General features: G+C 57.4%; 16 protein-coding genes. 4 read left to right on the top strand and 12 right to left on the bottom strand.

Features of this window, described 5'->3' with window-relative positions; all coding sequences use genetic code 11:
* Positions 1-130: 130 nt before the first annotated feature.
* Positions 131-1,288 carry a class C beta-lactamase gene (ampC, locus tag H8F23_RS20435; RefSeq protein WP_407692565.1) on the top strand — a complete coding sequence of 386 codons (1,158 nt, stop codon included), beginning with the start codon at positions 131-133 and terminating at the stop codon, positions 1,286-1,288.
* A 92-nt stretch (positions 1,289-1,380) separates the two neighbouring features.
* Here the strand turns inward: ampC and H8F23_RS20430 are convergent, their stop codons facing one another.
* Positions 1,381-1,647 carry a hypothetical protein gene (locus H8F23_RS20430; RefSeq protein ID WP_194935582.1) on the bottom strand — a complete coding sequence of 89 codons (267 nt, stop codon included), beginning with the start codon at positions 1,645-1,647 and terminating at the stop codon, positions 1,381-1,383.
* 16 nt (positions 1,648-1,663) lie between these two features.
* A complete protein-coding gene (locus tag H8F23_RS20425; protein ID WP_371929249.1) occupies positions 1,664-1,954 on the bottom strand; it encodes a DUF6124 family protein in 291 nt (96 codons plus the stop codon).
* Between the two features lie 425 nt (positions 1,955-2,379).
* Here H8F23_RS20425 and H8F23_RS20420 point away from each other — a divergent pair, with 425 nt between their 5' ends.
* Entirely contained in the window at positions 2,380-3,600 is a 1,221-nt protein-coding gene (locus H8F23_RS20420) for an AAA family ATPase (RefSeq protein ID WP_228759313.1), read from the top strand.
* Between the two features lie 176 nt (positions 3,601-3,776).
* On the opposite strand, the gene H8F23_RS20415 is transcribed toward H8F23_RS20420, so the two are convergent.
* Positions 3,777-4,340: a DUF4174 domain-containing protein gene (locus tag H8F23_RS20415; RefSeq protein WP_194935581.1), complete on the bottom strand. Its 564-nt coding sequence runs from the start codon at positions 4,338-4,340 to the stop codon at positions 3,777-3,779.
* A gap of 208 nt (positions 4,341-4,548) precedes the next feature.
* On the opposite strand from H8F23_RS20415, the gene H8F23_RS20410 reads away from it, so the two are divergent.
* Positions 4,549-5,013 carry a GNAT family N-acetyltransferase gene (locus H8F23_RS20410; protein WP_194935580.1) on the top strand — a complete coding sequence of 155 codons (465 nt, stop codon included), beginning with the start codon at positions 4,549-4,551 and terminating at the stop codon, positions 5,011-5,013.
* Positions 5,014-5,049: 36 nt separating this feature from the next.
* Here H8F23_RS20410 and H8F23_RS20405 read toward each other — a convergent pair whose 3' ends face one another.
* The 4 genes from H8F23_RS20405 to H8F23_RS20390 form a co-directional block, all read right to left on the bottom strand.
* Positions 5,050-5,376 carry a hypothetical protein gene (locus H8F23_RS20405; RefSeq protein ID WP_194935579.1) on the bottom strand — a complete coding sequence of 109 codons (327 nt, stop codon included), beginning with the start codon at positions 5,374-5,376 and terminating at the stop codon, positions 5,050-5,052.
* A gap of 7 nt (positions 5,377-5,383) precedes the next feature.
* Entirely contained in the window at positions 5,384-6,169 is a 786-nt protein-coding gene (locus tag H8F23_RS20400) for a sulfite exporter TauE/SafE family protein (protein WP_034154648.1), read from the bottom strand.
* 224 nt (positions 6,170-6,393) lie between these two features.
* On the bottom strand, positions 6,394-7,608 hold the full coding sequence (locus H8F23_RS20395; RefSeq protein WP_194935578.1) for an MFS transporter: 1,215 nt from the start codon (positions 7,606-7,608) through the stop codon (positions 6,394-6,396).
* Positions 7,609-7,804: 196 nt separating this feature from the next.
* Entirely contained in the window at positions 7,805-8,554 is a 750-nt protein-coding gene (locus tag H8F23_RS20390) for a hypothetical protein (RefSeq protein WP_194935577.1), read from the bottom strand.
* A gap of 344 nt (positions 8,555-8,898) precedes the next feature.
* Here H8F23_RS20390 and H8F23_RS20385 point away from each other — a divergent pair, with 344 nt between their 5' ends.
* Positions 8,899-10,047, top strand: a complete 1,149-nt coding sequence (locus tag H8F23_RS20385) for an aldose epimerase family protein (protein ID WP_194935576.1) — start codon at positions 8,899-8,901, stop codon at positions 10,045-10,047.
* 110 nt (positions 10,048-10,157) lie between these two features.
* On the opposite strand, the gene H8F23_RS20380 is transcribed toward H8F23_RS20385, so the two are convergent.
* From H8F23_RS20380 to tssI, 5 genes are all read right to left on the bottom strand, one after another.
* A complete protein-coding gene (locus H8F23_RS20380) occupies positions 10,158-10,433 on the bottom strand; it encodes a hypothetical protein (protein ID WP_228759312.1) in 276 nt (91 codons plus the stop codon).
* Positions 10,434-10,518: 85 nt separating this feature from the next.
* The gene (locus tag H8F23_RS20375; protein ID WP_194935575.1) at positions 10,519-11,007 is read right to left on the bottom strand and encodes a hypothetical protein; all 489 of its coding nucleotides are present in this window, start codon (positions 11,005-11,007) and stop codon (positions 10,519-10,521) included.
* A complete protein-coding gene (locus H8F23_RS20370) occupies positions 11,000-15,685 on the bottom strand; it encodes an RHS repeat-associated core domain-containing protein (RefSeq protein ID WP_194935574.1) in 4,686 nt (1,561 codons plus the stop codon). The genes H8F23_RS20375 and H8F23_RS20370 overlap by 8 nt, the downstream gene beginning before the upstream one ends.
* Before the next feature lie 116 nt (positions 15,686-15,801).
* Complete coding sequence (locus H8F23_RS20365; protein ID WP_008077213.1) at positions 15,802-16,065, bottom strand: PAAR domain-containing protein; 264 nt, start codon at positions 16,063-16,065, stop codon at positions 15,802-15,804.
* A gap of 34 nt (positions 16,066-16,099) precedes the next feature.
* Positions 16,100-18,714 (bottom strand): type VI secretion system Vgr family protein (tssI, locus tag H8F23_RS20360; RefSeq protein ID WP_194935573.1); only part of this gene is annotated, 2,615 nt, incomplete at its 5' end.

The following is an 18,714-nucleotide window of genomic DNA, read 5'->3' as shown; positions in this document are numbered from 1 at the left end:
CGTCGTTTGTCGATTGGCGTCGCGCTGACTAAATTGGCGGCGCTGATCAGTCGCCCAACGAAGAAATCGCCCGCAGTGTAGCGGGATAACGTCATCAACACTCATGGAGAGTGGTTCATTCATGCCATCCATTCAATCGAGCAAAGTCATTTCCTGCGCTGCTTTCGGCCTGTTCTTGGGCGCCACATCCTGTCTCGCCGCCGCGCCCGACGCTGCGCAGTTGCAAGCATTGGTCAACGACGCAGTAACGCCTGTGATGCAGCAGCAGAACATTCCCGGCCTCACCGTAGCGCTGACCATCAACGGCAAGGCGCATTACTTTAACTACGGCGTCGCCAGCAAAGATACCGGGCAAAAAGTCAGCGAAAACACCCTGTTTGAAATCGGCTCGGTGAGCAAAACCTTCACCGCCACCCTCGCCGGTTATGCCCAGGCGACTGGCAAACTCGATCTGTCGACCAAGGCCAGTCAGCTCTGGCCTGATCTGAAAGGCAGCGCCTTCGACAACATCAGCGTGCTGCAATTGGGCACCTACAGTGCCGGCGGTTTGCCGCTGCAATTCCCGGACAACTCGGATTCGTCTGACAAGATGCTCGGCTATTTCCAACAGTGGAAACCGGTGTATCCGGCTGGCAGCCATCGCCAGTACTCCAACCCGAGTTTAGGTTTGTTCGGTTATCTGGCCGCGAAAAGCCTCGGCCAGCCGTTTGATCAGGCGATGACGCAAACCCTGCTGCCGAAACTCGGTTTGCAGCACACCTACCTCAGCGTGCCTGCCGCGCAAATGGGCTTGTATGCGCAGGGCTATGACAAAAACGGCAAGCCAGTGCGCGTCACCCCCGGCGCCCTGGATTCGCAGGCCTACGGCGTGAAAACCAGTGCCGTGGACATGCTGCGTTACGTGCAGGCCAACCTGAAGCCTGAAACGCTGGAAGCGTCCCTGCAAAAAACCATCGCCAACACCCACACCGGTTACTACACCGTCGGCGACATGACCCAAGGCCTCGGTTGGGAAATGTACCGCTACCCGATCAGTCTCGAGCGTTTGCTGGCGGGCAACTCGACGGAAATGGCCATGGAGGCGCACAAGGTGCAGTGGCTGAATCCGCCGCAACCGCAACCGCAAGACGTGTTGATCAACAAAACAGGCTCGACAGGTGGCTTCGGGGCTTATGTTGCGTTTGTGCCGAGCAAAGACGTAGGCATCGTGATCATGGCCAACAAGAACTTCCCGATTCCTGAGCGGGTGAAGATCGCCCACAAAATCCTCAGCGCTGTCGCTGACTGAAAATCAAAAGATCGCAGCCTGCGGCAGCGCCTACAGGATCGGGTTTTCACTCGGTCAATGTAGGTGCTGTCGCAGGCTGCGATTTTTTGTCTTTAAAGCTGCGCCTGCAACTTCCAGCCGATGACATCCATCAAGTCGCAACTGTCCCGCAACGGGATCGCCATCACCCGGGCGAAATCCTGCAGCAGTAAAGCGTCATGCCCCTTGCCATCCCCCAGCGCCAGTGTCTCCATCAGTTGCGTCACACAGCGCAAACGGTAAGCCGCCGTGCCATGCAGCACATCCACCGGTGCTTCGCTATCGATCAACAGGCTGGGAATCTTGCAGTCGATCCCGGTAATCGGAATGTATCGCGCCATGTTTGAACCTCCCTGTTCAATGCTGCGTCGCCGCAGGTGGATCGAGATTGTCCAGCGCTCGGTTGACCAGCAACTCGCCGAGCACGGCCAACTGCTGAATCGACAAGGCAAGGCTGCGCGGTGAACCTTGAAGTTCTGCGGCCAGGTCGGTGGTCAGGACGTTGAGTGAAGCGAGGGTTTCGCAAGCGTGGCAGAGCAGCGTGGGCGTATCGATATCGGGGAGGATGGTGAAGAGGTGGCTGATGGGATCGGGGTGATGCGGGTTGCGTAATCGGGGGTTGTTGGCGTCGAAGGAGCCTGAATCCATGGGGGATTCGGGAGGGTTTGGCGTTGGTTTTTTCATGTATGAAGCACCGTAGTGAATTGTAGGAAAAACTACCTTTCTCACTTCCACATGAGGGTGGCAGCTGTACGCAGGTGTGGAAGACCAGGCCAATCCACCAAAACCCGGCGCACTCGAAAGTGCCCCTGCGCACAGCCGCCAAAAACGCGGCGATGTTGACATAAATAACGTCGACATGCGCTTTTGAGACATTGATGGATGTAACCGACAACCGGACTTCCACGTCCGACCACTGTGTTTTGCAGCGGCCAAAGAAGACTATGCCTCCTCTCCAAAACCCACCAGTTCACCACCGCCGCCGCGACTTGCAGGAAAAATCCACGGGACTTGAAGGGGGTTTGTGTCAGACATTTCGGCAGCCACATGCTGCAATGACTTTGGGTTAGCGAATGAATTTGATGTATCTACACTGCATCGAGACAATCTTTGGACGAGGATGGCGTCGTGCAAAAAACAGTCATTCGAAGGGCGCAGTGATGGAAATCAAACGTTTGAAGCTTACGGATGTCGGACACTTTGGCGACATGGATATTCAGTTTGCCCCTACCCCGACACACCGTTCGAACATCACGGTGCTGGTGGGAAACAACGGCAGCGGAAAAACCACCATTCTTAAATCCCTGAATATTTGTCTGAGCTGGCTGATCGCAAAAATTCACTCCAATAAAGGCAATGGCAAATACCTTGTCGATGAAGACATTCGCAATGGCGCCTCAGGAGCAATCCTTTCGATTGGCATCACCGACGTTTCGCACCCGCGCGCAGCTGACAGCGATGCGGGTTCCGAAAACGAATTATTCGTATGGGGCGCTGCCCGAAGTCGACAAGAAGGTGCAGCCTCGGGCCGTGGATATTTAAACGAAGTCAGACTGCTTGCAGACCACTACCGCACTCAACTCACCGCCCACGATAACGCCTCACTCCCGCTAATCGCTTATTACCCAGCCGAACGTTGCGTTCTCGACATCCCGCTTAAAATCACCAGCAAACAAGCCTCTGATCAACTCGACGGCTACGACACCAGCTTCAACGGTGGCGCCGACTTTCGCGGTTTTTTCGAATGGTTTCGTGAACGTGAGGACAGCGAAAACGAAGACGGTATTTCCGATACCGCACTGGCCGAAGTCGCGGAAAAATTCGGTACTGACAGCGACGTCTGGAAAACGCTGGCCAATGTGAAAGCCTCCACTCGCGATCGCCAATTGACTGCCGTTCGTTCGGCCCTCACCGCGTTCATGCCGGATTTCACTAACCTGCGCGTGCAACGCAAACCGCATCTGCATATGGCCGTCGACAAGCATGGCGCGACATTCAGTGTCACTCAGCTCTCGCTTGGCGAAAGGTCGCTGATGGCGTTGGTGGGTGACATCGCCAGGCGTCTGGCGATGATGAACCCGTCGATGGACAACCCGCTGCACGGCGATGGCATTGTTCTGATCGACGAGGTGGAATTGCGCATGGATCCGCAATGGCAGCTTGGTCTGATTGCACAGTTAAGTACGACCTTTCCCAATTGCCAGTTCGTGTTGACCACGCATTCGCCATTGGTCATAGGTGACACCAAAGGTGTGTTGGTTTACCTGCTTGATGAGGGCGATAGCCGTGGGTAGACAAGTTGCTGTGAGGGCGTCGGTGTCCGCAAATCTGCTGGCAACGGAGTAAACATTGTAGGAGTGAGCCTGCTCGCGATAGCGGTGTATCAGTCAACGCTGATGGTGACTGATACACCGCTATCGCGAGCAGGCTCACTCCTACAGGGGACGTGTTTTATTCAATGAGTGTGCGATCAGTCATCCGGCATTTCCGGCGGCTTGGCTGGTTTCGCAGGCTTGGTGGGTTTGGCGTTCTTCGCGCCTTTTATCGGTTCCGGCGTAGCAGCAACCGGCGCTTGAGCCGCAGCGGCCGCTTCCTTCTCAGCCATTGGCATGGCATCGATGGTGTCGAAGATTTTCTTCAAGTCCACCGCCTTCGCTTCATCCCCCGACGCCGAGAGTTTGGTCTCGCCGTCCTTGCCCACCAGGAACACTTTCGGATACGCCCCGGCGCCAAGCTTCAGCGAGCGCAGCAGCGCCATGGTGTCTTGCTGGCCCATGTCCTTGCCGTCGAGCTGTCCGGACATGTTGAGGATGGTGTAAACCTTGATGTTGCGGTCGGTGACGCCCTTTTTGTTGGCCGGATCCTCCAACGACTTTTTCAGGGCTACCCACACGGGGTCCACCGTGCTTTGTGCGATCACGATCAGCGGTCGGGCGCGGCCCATGTCCCCGGCGATGGGCGAATCGTTGTCAGCGGCGAACAAGGGGCCGGCAATCGCCAGCAAGAGTGTCAGGGTCAATGACCTGATGAGCATGCGCATCTCCTTTTGATATCCACGCTCTAATGATTGCGCATCGTGGCAATTGTTCCGGGACAACCCGGCAAATATCTTCCGCCTAGTCAGAAGCTTAGGACAGGCGCGACATTGCGCAACATATCCGAGGTGATCGCAACGCGGATTTGATTACCTTTTATGACCGCATTAGGGTGGCGGTTCTGCCAATGGAATGGAGTTCACCCGTATGCATATCGATTACCTGTGCGATCACCCCGAATTGATCGAAGAACTGGCCACGCTCAACTTCAAGGAGTGGGGCGAGTTTCGTCCCGGACAAACCGTCGAGGACCGTATCGAACACATGCGCGAGTCCTGCGGCAAACGTGCCGTGCCGAGTGTCGTGGTAGCGCTAGAGGGTTCGCGGCTGCTGGGCGGCGCGCTACTGATTGAAAGTGATCTGAAGCTGCGCCCGAATCTGACTCCGTGGCTGGCTGGCGTTTATGTGAAGGCTGAGGAACGAGGTCGCGGGATTGCTTCGCAACTGGTCAATCGAGTGGTTGCAGAAGCGGCGGCGCTGGGTGTGCCTGAGTTGTATCTGTACACCGACACATCGCAGTCGCTGTATGCGCGGCTGGGTTGGGAAGTGGTGGAAGAGCTGGTCTACGACGATTTGCCAGTGACGGTGATGAAATACGTCATTCAGCGTTAACCCGTGGTGAGGCGGCGCGCCGCAGGCTGTGCCGCCTCATTCCAGCGCTGAATCGAGTGCCGAAAGCAATTGCGAAGGGTCGACAGGATGTCCCCCGAGTTTGAGTTCACCGCTGTCGAGTTCAACACTCAACCTCACCGACGCCCGATCGCCCGGGTATTTGCGCAGCACCAGCTCGATGCCATTGGCCGTCTCGTCGGCGGTACCGAGCAAATCCCACAGGCTCTCGCTCAGATCCAGCAGCACTTGCTGGCGCTGCAGATCGACTACCTGCGGCGCATACAGCCAATGGCTCATGCGCATTTCACGCGGTTCGACGCTGATGGCGAGACGGCCATCGCAACGGACAGTGGTTTCAGTCATGGCCGGATCAGAACGCCAGTTTGTAACCGATCAGCACCAGCATCGTCGCCAGGCACGGGCGCAGCACTTCATCGGAAATGCGTCCGGTCAGATGGCTGCCGAGCCAGATGCCCGGCAACGAGCCGACCAGCAAGAAGCCCAGCACACCCCAATCCATATTGCCCATGCTCGCGTGGCCGAGGCCTGCAACCAGCGTCAGCGGCACGGCGTGGGCGATTTCTGTGCCAACCAGACGGCGGGTCGGCAGCAGTGGATAGAGGATGAACAGCGCAACGGTGCCCAAGGCGCCAGCGCCGATCGAGGTCAGGGCCACCATGGTGCCGAGGATCAGACCGGTGATCACGGTCATCACGTTCAGGCGCGAACCGCTCGGGTTGTAGTTGCCGCCCGCGCGTTTGTGGGCGAAGTCGAGCAAGCGTTTCTTGAAGAAGATCGCCAGCGCCGTGGCGAACAGGACGAAGCCCAGCGCCTGTTTGATGATGGCGTTCATCGCGTCCGGCGCGGTGTGCAGGGTGCTGAGGAACCACAAGGTCATGGCCACCGCCGGCACGCTGCCGAGGGTCAGCCAACCGGTGATGGCCCAGTCGATGTTCTTGTTTTTGCGATGGACGAGGACGCCACTGGATTTGGTAATGGCGGCGTACAGCAGGTCAGTGCCCACCGCCGTTGCCGGGTTGATGCCGAACCACAGCAGGATCGGCGTCATCAACGAACCACCGCCGACACCGGTCATGCCGACAATAAAACCCACCACCAGCCCGGCAATCACCAGGCCGAAATTTGCCAATTCCATTAAACCGTCCAGAAAAACGACAGGAAAAATCTGGCCCGCAGCATAGCGATTTTTCTTATAACCACATATATCGATGCGGTCTATCGTTATGCCATATCGACCTCACCATCGCTTTACTGTAGGAGTGAGCCTGCTCGCGATAGCGGTCTATCAGTGATGGATTCAGTGACTGACCCTCCGCTATCGCGAGCAGGCTCACTCCTACAGGGTTGGTGGATGCAGATTCAGTGCACCCTTCGACCCGGTTTGAAGCTGTGGTTTTTGTTGACCCACACTGTGGCAAGCGCGATCAGCGACAGAATCAGCAGTGCCCACGGAAACGACATCGCCCCCGCCCGATCCAGCAGCAAGCCGCCGAACAAGCCGCCACCGGCGATCGCCACGTTCCACGAAGTGGTGAGCATCGCCTGCACCACGTCAACGTGATCGCCAGCAGAGTCGGCCGCAGAGGTGAGCAACAAGGTTGCCGAGCCGCCAAACGACAATCCCCATACCGCCATGCAGGCATAAATGACCAGCGGTGAAGGCGCAGCCAGCGCCAACACCAATGCCGTCAGCGCAAACACCGCGAGGCTGATCAACGTCAGCCAGCGCAACCAGCGATCCACCAGCATGCCGATGATCCAGATCCCCACCAGCGAACACAGGCCAAACACCAGCAGCACCAGATCGACCCGGTCAGCCAATCCGGCCTGCATCAGAAACGGCGCGATATAGGTGTAGAGAATGTTGTGTCCGAGCATCCACGTCAGCACCACGAACAACACCGGCCGCACGCCCGGCAGGCGCAGCGATTCGAGCAGCGGCAGACGCTCCTCACTGGCCTGCCCCGGACGATCCGGCACCGCGACGACAATCCAAGCCGCCAGCACCAGGGCCAGCGCCGACATGATCCCGAACGACGCACGCCAGCCGATCAGATTGCCCAGCCACGTCCCCGCCGGCGTGCCCAGTGACAGCGCCACCGGGGTGCCAAGCATGGCAATCGCCAGTGCTCGCCCCTGTTGATGCACCGGCACAATGCCGCGCGCATACCCGGCCATGATCCCCCACGACAGCCCCGCCGCCATCCCGGCGAGGAAGCGCGAAACCAAGGTCAGACCGTAATGGCTGGAAAACGTGGTGACGGTGTTGAACAGCAGAAACCCGCCGACCGTCATCAACAAAACCCGGCGCCGAGGCCAGCCGCGTGTGGCGACGGTCAGCGGAATCGCCGCGACAATCGAACCCAGTGCATACAGCGTCACCAGTTGCCCGGCGAGTACTTCGCTGACGTTGAGCCCGGCACCGATTTGCGGCAACAGTCCGGCAGGCAGGGTCTCGGTGAGAATGGCGATGAACCCGGTCATGGCGAATGCCAGCAACGCGGCATAGGGCAGTTTGTCCGCACGGGCGGTGCGGTCGACGCGGCTGAAATCGGCGCTGGCGGGGTCAGTCATGACGGGTGCGGCTCCATTTTGATCAATAGCGGTGACGGATTGTATACAAAAACAGCCTTCACTATTCGATCAATGTGGGAGCGAGCTTGCTCGCGAATGCTGTCTTTCAGCCATTGAAGTGTTGATTGATCCACCGCTTTCGCGAGCAAGCTCGCTCCCACCTTGGAGCTCTGCACGCCACAGGTTTTCGTGGAACTCATTGCACCGGCAAGAAATTCAAGAACAGCAAACTCTGCGCGTAGTTAAGGCCGATCCGCCGGTAACGCTCGTCGAGCATCTGCGTGATCAGGTCCAGTCGCGCAACGATTTTGCCGAACTCGGTGGCGAAGCTCAGGTTACTGCCCTCCTCCGAGATCTCATTGGAAAACAGCAGCGGCTGACCTTCCTTGTTCTGTCGCTGGGACAAGATCCACGTGGCTTTTTCGATATTGCGTGCAGCGTTGTGAACGAAAGTCGGGTTGATCGCATCGGTCATGTAGAACTCGGTGCGATTGCCATGGGCGGTGACCAGCATGCTGCCGATGGCATAGATGAACGCGCCGACGCGGTCACCGAGAAACTCCGGGCTCATCGCATAGCTCAGCGCCGCCAGGTCCTTTCGGCCACCCAACACCGGCAGCGGCTGTTGCTGCTCGATGGCCAGGCGAACCTGTTTCACCGCGGCATGGATGTTGAGGAAACCCGACTTGCGCAGCTCGTCCGGGTTGCGCAGGTACAGCTTGGCTTGCAAGCGGTAAAGACTGCTGAGGTTGTCGCGCATCGCCAACGTGGCCATACGGTCGACGCTGGTCTGCAGGAATTCCTGTGGCTTCCCTTCACGCATCTGATTGAAGAAGCCGTTGCCGTCCTGGTGGCTGCAACCGCTGAAAAACAGCAACGACAAACACGCCAACAACAGGCACGGGCGGCGGAAAAAAGTAGCGATCAGGGCAAAAGCTCTCGGCATGAAATCTCGAACAGGCACATTCCTGTGCGGCGGGAGTCACCGCATCCTGGCCATGGATAGAGCCGCTGATTGCGAAAAAGTGCAGTGGTGCGCACGACCAGCCGACCTTCGGTGCTTACCCCAAAAGCAATTAGTCTGTCTTTATTGTTGAAATAAACGATTAATCAGCTATAAATCTTGATTGCTAATACAAATAGCATGACTAGTTACGCTGTAGGAGCTGCCGCAGGCTGCGATCTTTTGACCTTGCCTTTGAAAACCAAAATCAAAAGATCGCAGCCTGCGGCAGCTCCTACACGGCATCGGCGCCATTTTGAAAACAACAACAAAAAGGAAGGTCAACCATGCTTCAATCCCGTCACCTGCTTTCCGGCCTCGGACTGTCCCTGATGATCGCCACCCTCTCCGCCAACGCGGCCGGCCTCAGCGCCGAACACAAAGCCTTCGGTAAAACCAATGACGGCACGCCCGTCGAGCAATACATCCTGCGCAACAGCCACGGCATGCAAGCCACCGTCATCACCTACGGCGCGACCCTGCAATCGCTGAAAGTGGCGGACAAGCACGGCAAGTTCGACGACGTCGTGCTCGGCTTCGATGATGTACAGGGTTACCAGAAAGGCACCGCCTATTTCGGCGCGACCATCGGCCGCTTCGGCAATCGCCTCGCCGAAGGTGCGTTCGAACTCGACGGCAAGCGCTATCAAGTGCCGCAGAACGACAAGACCAACGCGCTGCACGGCGGCACGCTGGGCTTCGACAAGAAAGTCTGGAAGGCGCAAGAAACCAAGGACAAGGATTCGGTCGGCGTGACCCTGACCTATCTGTCGGCGGACGGTGAAATGGGCTTCCCCGGCAACCTCACCACTGAGGTGACCTATAGCCTCACCGACAACAACGAACTGCGCATCGACTACAAGGCCAGCACCGACAAACCGACCGTGCTCAACCTGACCAACCACAGCTATTTCAACCTCGCCGGCGCCGGCAATGGCGACATCCTCAAACAGGTCGCCACCCTGCACGCCAGCCATTACACCCCGGTCACCGCCAAACTGATCCCGACCGGCGAACTGGCGCCCGTGGCCGGCACGCCGATGGACTTCACCAAGCCAACTGCAATCGGCACGCACATCAAGGCTGATCATCCGCAGTTGAAATTTGCCGAGCCGAAACAAGGTGGGTTTGATTTCAACTGGGCGCTGGATACCAAGGGCGATATCGGCAAAGTTGCGACTGAGGTGAGTGACCCGCAGTCCGGTCGCGTGCTGCAGTTGTTCACCACGGAGCCGGGTGTGCAGTTCTATACCAGCAACTTCCTCGACGGTACGGTCAAGGGCAAGGGTGGCAAGGTGTATCCGCACTGGGGCGCGTTTACCCTGGAGACTCAGCACTATCCGGATTCGCCGAATCAGCCGGACTTCCCGAGTACTCGGCTTGATCCGGGGCAGGCTTACAGCCACAGCGTGGTGTTGAAGTTCTCCGCAAAATAACCTCCAACGCTGATCGTTCCCACGCTCCGCGTCCCTTCGCGAACTGGAACGCGGAGCGTCCCTTGAGGCATTCCATTGTTGCGCGTGGGAACAATCAATCACCAAGGAGATTACAGACCCACACGCTCCAATCCCTGGCGCATGCCTTGATCCGCCTGCTCGCACCACTGCTTCAGCGTCAGACTCGGCGGCAGATTGGCCTCCAGGGTTTTGTATTGACCATCGTCCAATACCTCACCCTTGCGACCATGAGCCTCGTTCTTATCGCCGTCGCTCTTGTCCATCTGCCCTGGAATACCGGCAACAAACGCCAGGCCAAAGCAGACACTGGCAATCAACCGCTCTTGGCCGATTCCCGCCCGTTGTGAACGGTAGAGAACCGACAAAAATAACGAGCCAGTTATGCCTGCGAAACCAGTGCGATTGATAATGTCGACTTTAGACCAGTAAATGGCTATCACTTTTACTGCGCTACCTCGGTTGTGGTAGCCAGCGCGTAGGCCTTTTATGGTCAGCCCCTCCGTCGAGGGCTACTTTCGTAGCTAGCTTTTCAAATGCCTGACTGAAATCGCCAATCCTGTTGATCATCTCGAAAAACCACTCAAAAGACTCTTGCACGAAATCTTCATCGGAAACTCTGTCAGGATACATGACGCAAAATAAAGCTCTTACAGCAGCGTCCTCGTTATCTTCAATGTCGACATCGCGCCCTTTCGCTTCCAGAAAATCCCAGCATTTAACTCTGGCAGCATTCAACTCCTTTTCATTTTTTCCCCCTTCAAACCAGTATTTGTGCGCAGCTGCAAACGCGCTTTTGACAATTGGGGACACTTCTTCGTCCTGAAGAACCAAACCTACGCCCGCGCACATAAATTTCATTATGTTCCGAGCCGCTTCGGCTTCAGCCTTACCTTTACTCAACTGCTCTGAAAAATGAACGATTTGCTCATGACTAATCATGGTGGACTCCAAGTGTTGTGAGTACAGAGCTACAGGAACGACACGCCTTTTTAGCGGTTCCATGCCCTTTGCCCGAGGTACCAATATTGACGGCTTCGCTTGTACCGCCCGCAGGATCCATTCCCGCGTCATAGGATCGGCTCAAGCACTCGACTTCTGCACACTTGCCATGCCATGGCTCACGTTGATCCTTCGGCACAGCCTTTAGGGCTTTCCTGACCTTGGGATGGACGGGATATCTCGATCCACTCACCCCTACAAACACTTTGCCACCGGTACGTAGTTCTGAGGCGGCGCCTGTGGTCTTACCCTTTTTCAGTGCAGCATCTGCGGCCTTTTTGGCAGTGTCACGTGCCAACCCCAGCGGATCAACCCAGCTAACAGGATTTGGCGCATATTCGTAAAGATTCAGTCCACCCGCATAACTGATCGGGTCTTTGCCGATAAAGCGCCCGATCAGCGGGTCGTAGTACCGATAACGATTGTAATGCAGCCCGGTCTCGTGATCATGATACTGGCCCTGGAAGCGGATTGGATTGGTCAGACCGACCTGCTGCGCAAATCGAGAACGAGTTTCTTGAACTTCACCCCATGCCTTGTACTGGGCACTCCAAGCGATATCTCCTTGTTGATCCGTCAGCTCCTGAGGTGTTCCCAGATGGTCACACTGATACCAGGCCAACACATCCAGAGGTTGCGCAGACGGGGTGTAATTCCACAACGGATCTTCTTCAAGATTGAAATCGCCAGCGTGCTCGACCTGAGTCAAAAGATTAATGAACTGATGTTGCAGCGCCTGAGCAACGGGAACAAAAGTGTCAGGTTCATAGATGTAGTGAACCGTACGACCGAGGCCTCCGTCGACCTGACCACGACTGCTTTCCCACGCAAGGTTGTCGCCGTCCCAACCATACAGCGTAAAGCCACAGCCGAGCTCAAGCTGCTTGCGTGCATACTCGTTTCGGTTCCATTCGGAGCCCGCCTCAGGCCGTTGTTTACAATAGGCGACAGAATTTTTATACAGACGCCGTCCCAGTGCGTCATAGGCGTAGTCAACGGACAAACGTCCGTCTTCGAAGTGCGCTAGACGGTCAAACAGATCCCACCGCATTCGACTGTAACGACCGTCATGCCAGCGAAGCGTCCGATTGCCGCGATCGTCGTACTCGTAGTGTGTCCCGGCATACTCTCTCAAAAGATTGTCGAGTCGCTTACTGCGAGGAGCGTCTACAGACAGCGGACGCCGATCCTCCTCATTGGCCTTGTCCAGCAAATTACCGGCCGGATCGAATGCGAACGTTTCTGTGCCGAGTCGGCTGGCAGCACTCAACAGTCGGCCCACGGGGTCGTAACGATAAGCGAGCGGACCGCGACGGCTATCATTGATGTCAGTCAACTGGCCGGCCGCGTCGTATTGATAATCGCGTTTTAGCAGGGTGGTCTTATCATCGCTGCGACCCAACATTTGCTGCTGCAGTCGCCCAACGGGGTCCCACTGTTGCGTTTGAAGTAAATGGTTGCCTTGATGACGCGCGATCTCCCGGTGCAGATCATCACGCTCGAGTCCGAGCAATTCGTGCTCGTCCAGGCGAAGCCCAAGCAAGTGCCCTGTCCCATAGGTCAACCAACTGACCCTATGCCCGTCCGGACGAATAGTGGCGATACGCTGATTCAACGCGTCGTACTCGTGTCGCCATACCGCGATTGTCGACTTCTCCAGCCCCAGATAGTGTTGGTGCTCGCGCAGCAGATTACCCGCAGCATCATGGAACCAATGCAAGCGACTATGTGCATTGGAGGCTTCGGTAAGGTTGCCATTGCCGTCATAAGCGAAACTTTCGCGCTGCGTTTGATCGCCTAAAGACGCTGAACGCTCGGCCAATCGGCCCATGGCATCGAAGCTCCAGGCAATGCGCCTGCTGCCGGTGACGGTATTGGCTAGTCGCCCAGTAACAGCGTCATAGCCATAACGGGTAATTTGCCCATCGAAACAGGCCTCCTGCAACAAACGCCCTAGAGAGTCATACTGGAACTGAGCACGCTTTTCGTTTTCATTTTCCAGCACCAGTAACCGTCCACAACGATCCCAGTGATAACGCAACGTCTGTTCGCACGCATCGACCCGCTCGCCAATTAAACCGGCCGCGGTATAACTCCAGCTCGTGCACTGACCCAATCCATCCGTATAAGCCAGTAGCCGGCCTTCTGCATCGTGTTGAAAACGCTCTTCGGTTTTGTCGGGATGCTTGGTGAGCACCAAGTGCCCTGCCTTGTACTCATGCTCCGTACTGTTACCTGCCGCGTCCGTGTAACAAATCATCTGCCCACGTTCGTTGTATTCCCAACAGCTGGTTTTCCCTGAGCAGTCGGCATACTCCACCAATTGGCCGGCATCGTTGTAATCGAGCTTTTGTTCGTTGCCAAGGGCGTCCTTGACCCCCGTCACCAAACCCGCTGAGTTGTAGGCATATTCGGTTTTGTTTTCCAGCGGATCGATGGCTTCGATCAGGTTGCCACGATCATCGTATGCGCGCTGCCATTGGCCACCCTCGGCATCACTGACTTTGATCAGTTGATCCAGATCGTCATAGGCGTAATGCATTACGCTGCCATCAGCCCGGATATGTTCAAGCACGTTGCCACGCTCATCGTAGCTATACCGCTCTTCGCTGCCACTGGCGTGAACATGACGGATCAGATTCTTGGCCTCATCGCGGAAGAACCATTCCGAACGCTCATCCGGATGTCGAATACGATAGGTGTAGCCAAGGATGTCGTAGTAGTGCCAGGTTTCGTTTCCGTGGGCATCGGTGACATAGGTCAGCCGAATGTTTTCGTCCCATTCCAGGCGGGTGTCGAAGCTACCGTCATCCGCCCACTCGCGCACAGCGCGAGCCTTTGCATCCTGTCCTTGCCACTGCAGATTCATGCCACGGCCAGTGCGATCCGTGTAACGAGTAATCAAGTGATGCTGATACTCATAAACTCGGCTTGCCCCATTCTCATCCTGAGCCAGCAGAAGATCACCAGTGTCCCCATATTGATAAGCGCACAGTTGACGTTGAGGCGCACCGTCTCGAATTTCCCAGAGTCCGGTCAAGCGGCCCTGCCCATCAATCATCGTCCCCAGGTGGGCCTGAACCTCTGCAATATCATCCTGGTAAGTGATCAGGTCGGACAGCACTGAATCCTTACCGTGACGATGCTCGTAATGCAGCATCATCCCAGCGCCATTGCGCAGTTCAACGCCCGTCAGAACGTAACGCTGGCCCCGGCGCATATAGGTTTCCTTGCGCTCGAAGCCACGGCACAGCACCAACTGATCCTCGCTGGCCCTGACCAACGTGATGTTTTCAATCGCGTCGTAGTGAGAGAGCGCGATTTTGGGGAGCGGGTAATCGTGGCTGCGGCCGTCAGCGTCGTGAAAAGTCACGCCATCACTACGGCAATCAAAACGCGTGGTCAGCGCTGTGATCCAGCGAGCACCGAGTTCACTTTGGTCATACTCAGCCAGACGTGAACTGTAGGTTCGCGTCCACTCTATCGGGAAAGAACCGGACAAACTGAAGTCGGTATGGCTGAGTGATTCTGAGCCCAATGCAAAACTGATGCTGTGCTGGGTTGCGGGCATTACCGTGTTTTTACAACTGTTACAGTTGCTGGTTGCCGGCGCTTGTTGACTGGTTGCTTCCAGACGCCCCTCACCCGCTTTGCGCTGAGCTTTGGAAGTGGTGCCCGGCTTGACACTTGCACCTTGTCCATGAGCCTGACGCTTGCGCCAGGTAAGCACGGAACCGGCAAGCATTTGCAACAGCCAACCAATAGAATGCTGGACGCCAGGATCGCCGAGCTTTTTCATTTGGGTTTGTAATTCGACACCCAAAGTGCGCAGCATCGAGGTATTGGTTAATACCAATGCCTTGGCATTTTCCGGCAGCAGATTCTTCGCTGCGCTGTTGGCCACACCCTTTCCCGCAGCCTTGTAGGCGCTGTAGGTAGCGCCAAGAAAATTACTGATGGACGCCTTGGGATCATGTAGAAACTGACTGCCAGCAGCGCTCATTTTTGCACTTGCAGCCTTCATGTCGCCCTTGGCGTCGAGCTTGCCATTGACCACAGCCTCCAGGCCTTTGGCAATCTCGTTGACAGCGTCATGTCCAAGCTTTCCGGCATCGTCAAGAATTGACGCAAGCTTGGGTTGAGCCTGTTTTACAAAGTCGTCGATGGTGCCAACGATGGTCGCGTTCAAATGCCCGATCAGCACTTCGATCAGTGAATCACCCAATAGCGCCTTTGCGCTATTGCGCAGCTCCTGGCGCACCAGCGATAACGTCGGGCGCAACGTCATCCGCGCCGATGCCATGGTAGGCGGTGCAGGCAATACACCTATCAGGTTGATGCCCAGACTCACCCAGTCCAGCACCTCCCTCTGCTTGCTTTTGGCAAGGGTAACGATGTCGCCGAGCGCATCGACCAACGCCATGATGTTGCCTACCACCGGCAACGCACCAGCGACGTTTTTGACCCGTTCAAGCGTAACCACACCTCCGCTGAGAGACTGCAGCCAAGCATCAAATTTCGCCGCCCCGCGACCGACATCCTTGATGTCGATGGTATTGAGAGGCGCGACCGCAACCTGCGGTTCTCGTTTCTTTGCAACAGCAGGTTCATTTGTCATGACAGCAACTCACCGGCCAGCAGCCCCAGCCTTTATGCACAATTTTTGAACACCTCTCAAAAACAGGTATGAGGCCTGCCTCTTGGAGGTACAGAATCAAAACGCGAACTCAAACTTCAGCTGACTACGGCCCCTTTGGGACCACTTGCAATCAGCGCAGCACCGCAGGCGGTCTTCATGCCATCCAGCGCGATTGGCGTGCCATCGACGGAGTAAGTGCTGCTGCCCTCGGCAATCGGGAAAATCCCCTTGCACAACGGGCAACTGACCTTGTGACCGACCCCGGCAATCGGTTTGCCATTGAGGTCGGTTTGAGAGAAGGCTTCGAGAACCTTGCCACCGTGGGTGGTGGAGTCCCCCAAACGAATAGCGTCTTTCATTGCGTCACTCCTTTGACCGAAATCGTTTCCGTTGTCATGACAGCATCTCACCCGCCAACAGGCCCGGGGTTTTCAAGGAAGGTTTTGGCAGACTCGGTGCAGGCAGACTCGGCAATTTGCCCGCCTTGCTCGCCGCCCCCAAAATCCCCGACGCACTCGGCAACGCCGCACTCGCCAGCTTCGGCAACCCGGCCACCCCGCCCTGCACCACACCTTTCACTTGCTGCGCCGTTTGCATCGCACCTTGCGCCGTCTGCATCGCACTCATCCCTGTCTGCGCCATGTCCTTGCCCTTCTCCAACATCTCCCAACTCTTGCTCGGCAAGACCTGCGCGACCATCGCCTGCACCTGACTCGGCACGTCTTCGGCACCCGGTGGATTCAACGGCCATTCCGGCTTGCCGATGTAACTGCCATCGCTCCAGGTGTCGGCCGGGTCTTTACCGAACAGCACACGCGCAGGCCCCGGTGCAGCCCCGGCGACGCTGGCGAAACCCTTGCCATCGAGCTTGCCCTTGATGCTTTTGCCCAGCGCATCGATGACTTCGTAATCGCCCTCTTTGATGCCCTGGCGCCCGGCATATTGGTTGAACAATTCCAGATTGCCCTTGCCAGGTTTCGGTGGTTCCGGGAATACTCCGGCCAAAGATTTCGCGCCGGTGTAGGCGAAGTTCGCCGCGTGCGCGGTGTACGGGCCGCTGGTGGCGTGGGTGATGCCGCCGGCGTTGTAGGTGGTGGCGCTGCCGCCGCCCTGAATCACCAGTTCGGTTTTCGCGGTGATGGTGATGCGGTCGGCGTTGGCGGTGATGTTGAGTTTGGCCAGCAGGTTGATGCTGTCCTTCAGTGCGCGTACATCGATGTCGCCGGACGCTGCGACCAGCCGCCAGCCCATGCTCTGCACGAACAGGCGCATGCCGCGACTGGCACTGGCCAGCAGGCGTTTGCCGATCGACAGGCTGGTGTGGCCGGTGCTGCTCAGCGCCAGATGTTCGCCGGTGGCGATGTGGCTGGAGCGCGGCGTGGTCAGGGCAATGCCGGCCGGGCTGGCGAGGACCAGATGCGGTTCGGTGAACTCGGGGAATTCGTTGGCGGTGAGGTTGGCAGGACCAGAGCCGAGCACACCTTGATGCTGGGCATGCAGCGCTTTGGCCACGTCGTCCTGATCACCCGCCTCCTGAGCCTGAAGTTCTTTGGCCTGCACCGCAAAGCCGTCTTGCTGATCGCTGGCTGTCGCGAGGCGTTCAGCGGTTTCCGGCAGATCCTTGTGGTGCTTGGATTCGTTTGGACGCGGCTCAGTCGTTATGAGAAGGCCGGCGGCCGCACGCACCGCACCGTGCCGGTCGGTTCGCAACTCGAAACCTTCACCGCGCGGCTGACCACCGCTCGGGCGCGGATGGGTCAGGTAACCGAGGTTGATCGCACTCGCGCCGTGGTCACTGCGCAGCGCAATGCTGATCTCGCTGGTGGTGTCGTCGATGCGCAGTTCATTGGCACGGCTGCCCTTGTATTCCTTGCTCTTGACCGTGGCCAAGGTCTTGAAGTCCGGCAGCTTGTACGGCGGCAGATTCGCGCCGTGGTACAGGCAACCGGTGATTAGCGGCTGATCGGGATCGCCCTCGAGGAAGGTGATCAACACCTCCATGCCAACCCGCGGAATATTGATCGAACCAAAGGTTTCCGCCGCCCAGCTCGATGCCACGCGCATCCAGCAACTGGTCATGTCGTCGTGCTTGCCTTCGCGGTCCCAGAAGAACTGCACCTTCACCCGGCCGTACTGGTCGCAGTAGATCTCTTCACCCTCGGGACCGCAGACCACCGCGCTTTGCGTGCCGAGGACTTTCGGTTTCGGGTGATCGAGCGGCGGACGATACGGGACGTCCCACGGGATGGCGCTGAAGCGGTTACGGTAGCCCTGGTGGAAATCGTCTTTGTTGTCGGTGGTGTCGCTGGTCACCGACTCTTCGAGCACCTGCGGCTGCTTGCCTTCGTGGAAGATTTCGGTGAGCAGCCACAAATCATTCCACGTCGGGTTGGCGTGGTCGGTCAGGGCGAGGAAATGCCCGCTGACGAGGATCGGCTGATCGCTGTTGCCCTCGGCCAGACGGTAGTCGCTGCGATGCCGCTCCAGCGCGCGATTGGCCAGGTGTTTGCCGCGCTCACGATCGACGAAACGGCCCGGGTAATCGTAGTCCTCAAGGTCCGGTTGCGCGCTGCTTTTGGCGTCGCTTTCCAGCTCGATTTTCGGTTTGACGAAGTCGTAATCACGGCGCGTGGTGCGGCTGGTGCGGGTGGCCAAGCGCAGGCCGAAACGCTTGACCACCGGTTTGTCGGCGACCAGTCCCGAGTCCTGCTGATAGGCCACTGGCGCGAGTTTCGGGAACACCGTCTGGTCATCGCCGAAGGTCAGTTTGTGGCCGCTGGACGTGTGCTGAAAGTGGTAGTGAATGCCCTCTTCTTCACACAAGCGCTGGATGAAATCCAGGTCCGACTCGTCGTACTGCACGCAGTAAATGCGCTCAGGATAAATCGCGCTGAGCTGAAAGTGGTAATCGCTGGCGAGGATGCCGTGCTCTTCCAGCACCTGGCTGATGATCTGCTGCACGGTCATCTGCTGGAAAATGCGCTGGTTGACCCGGTGCGCGAGGTACG

This window comes from Pseudomonas neuropathica (genome assembly GCF_015461835.1).
GTDB classification, from domain to species: Bacteria; Pseudomonadota; Gammaproteobacteria; order Pseudomonadales; family Pseudomonadaceae; genus Aquipseudomonas; species Aquipseudomonas neuropathica.
Note: the sequence above shows the minus strand (reverse complement) of the source record. Positions and strands in the feature narration are given on the sequence as shown.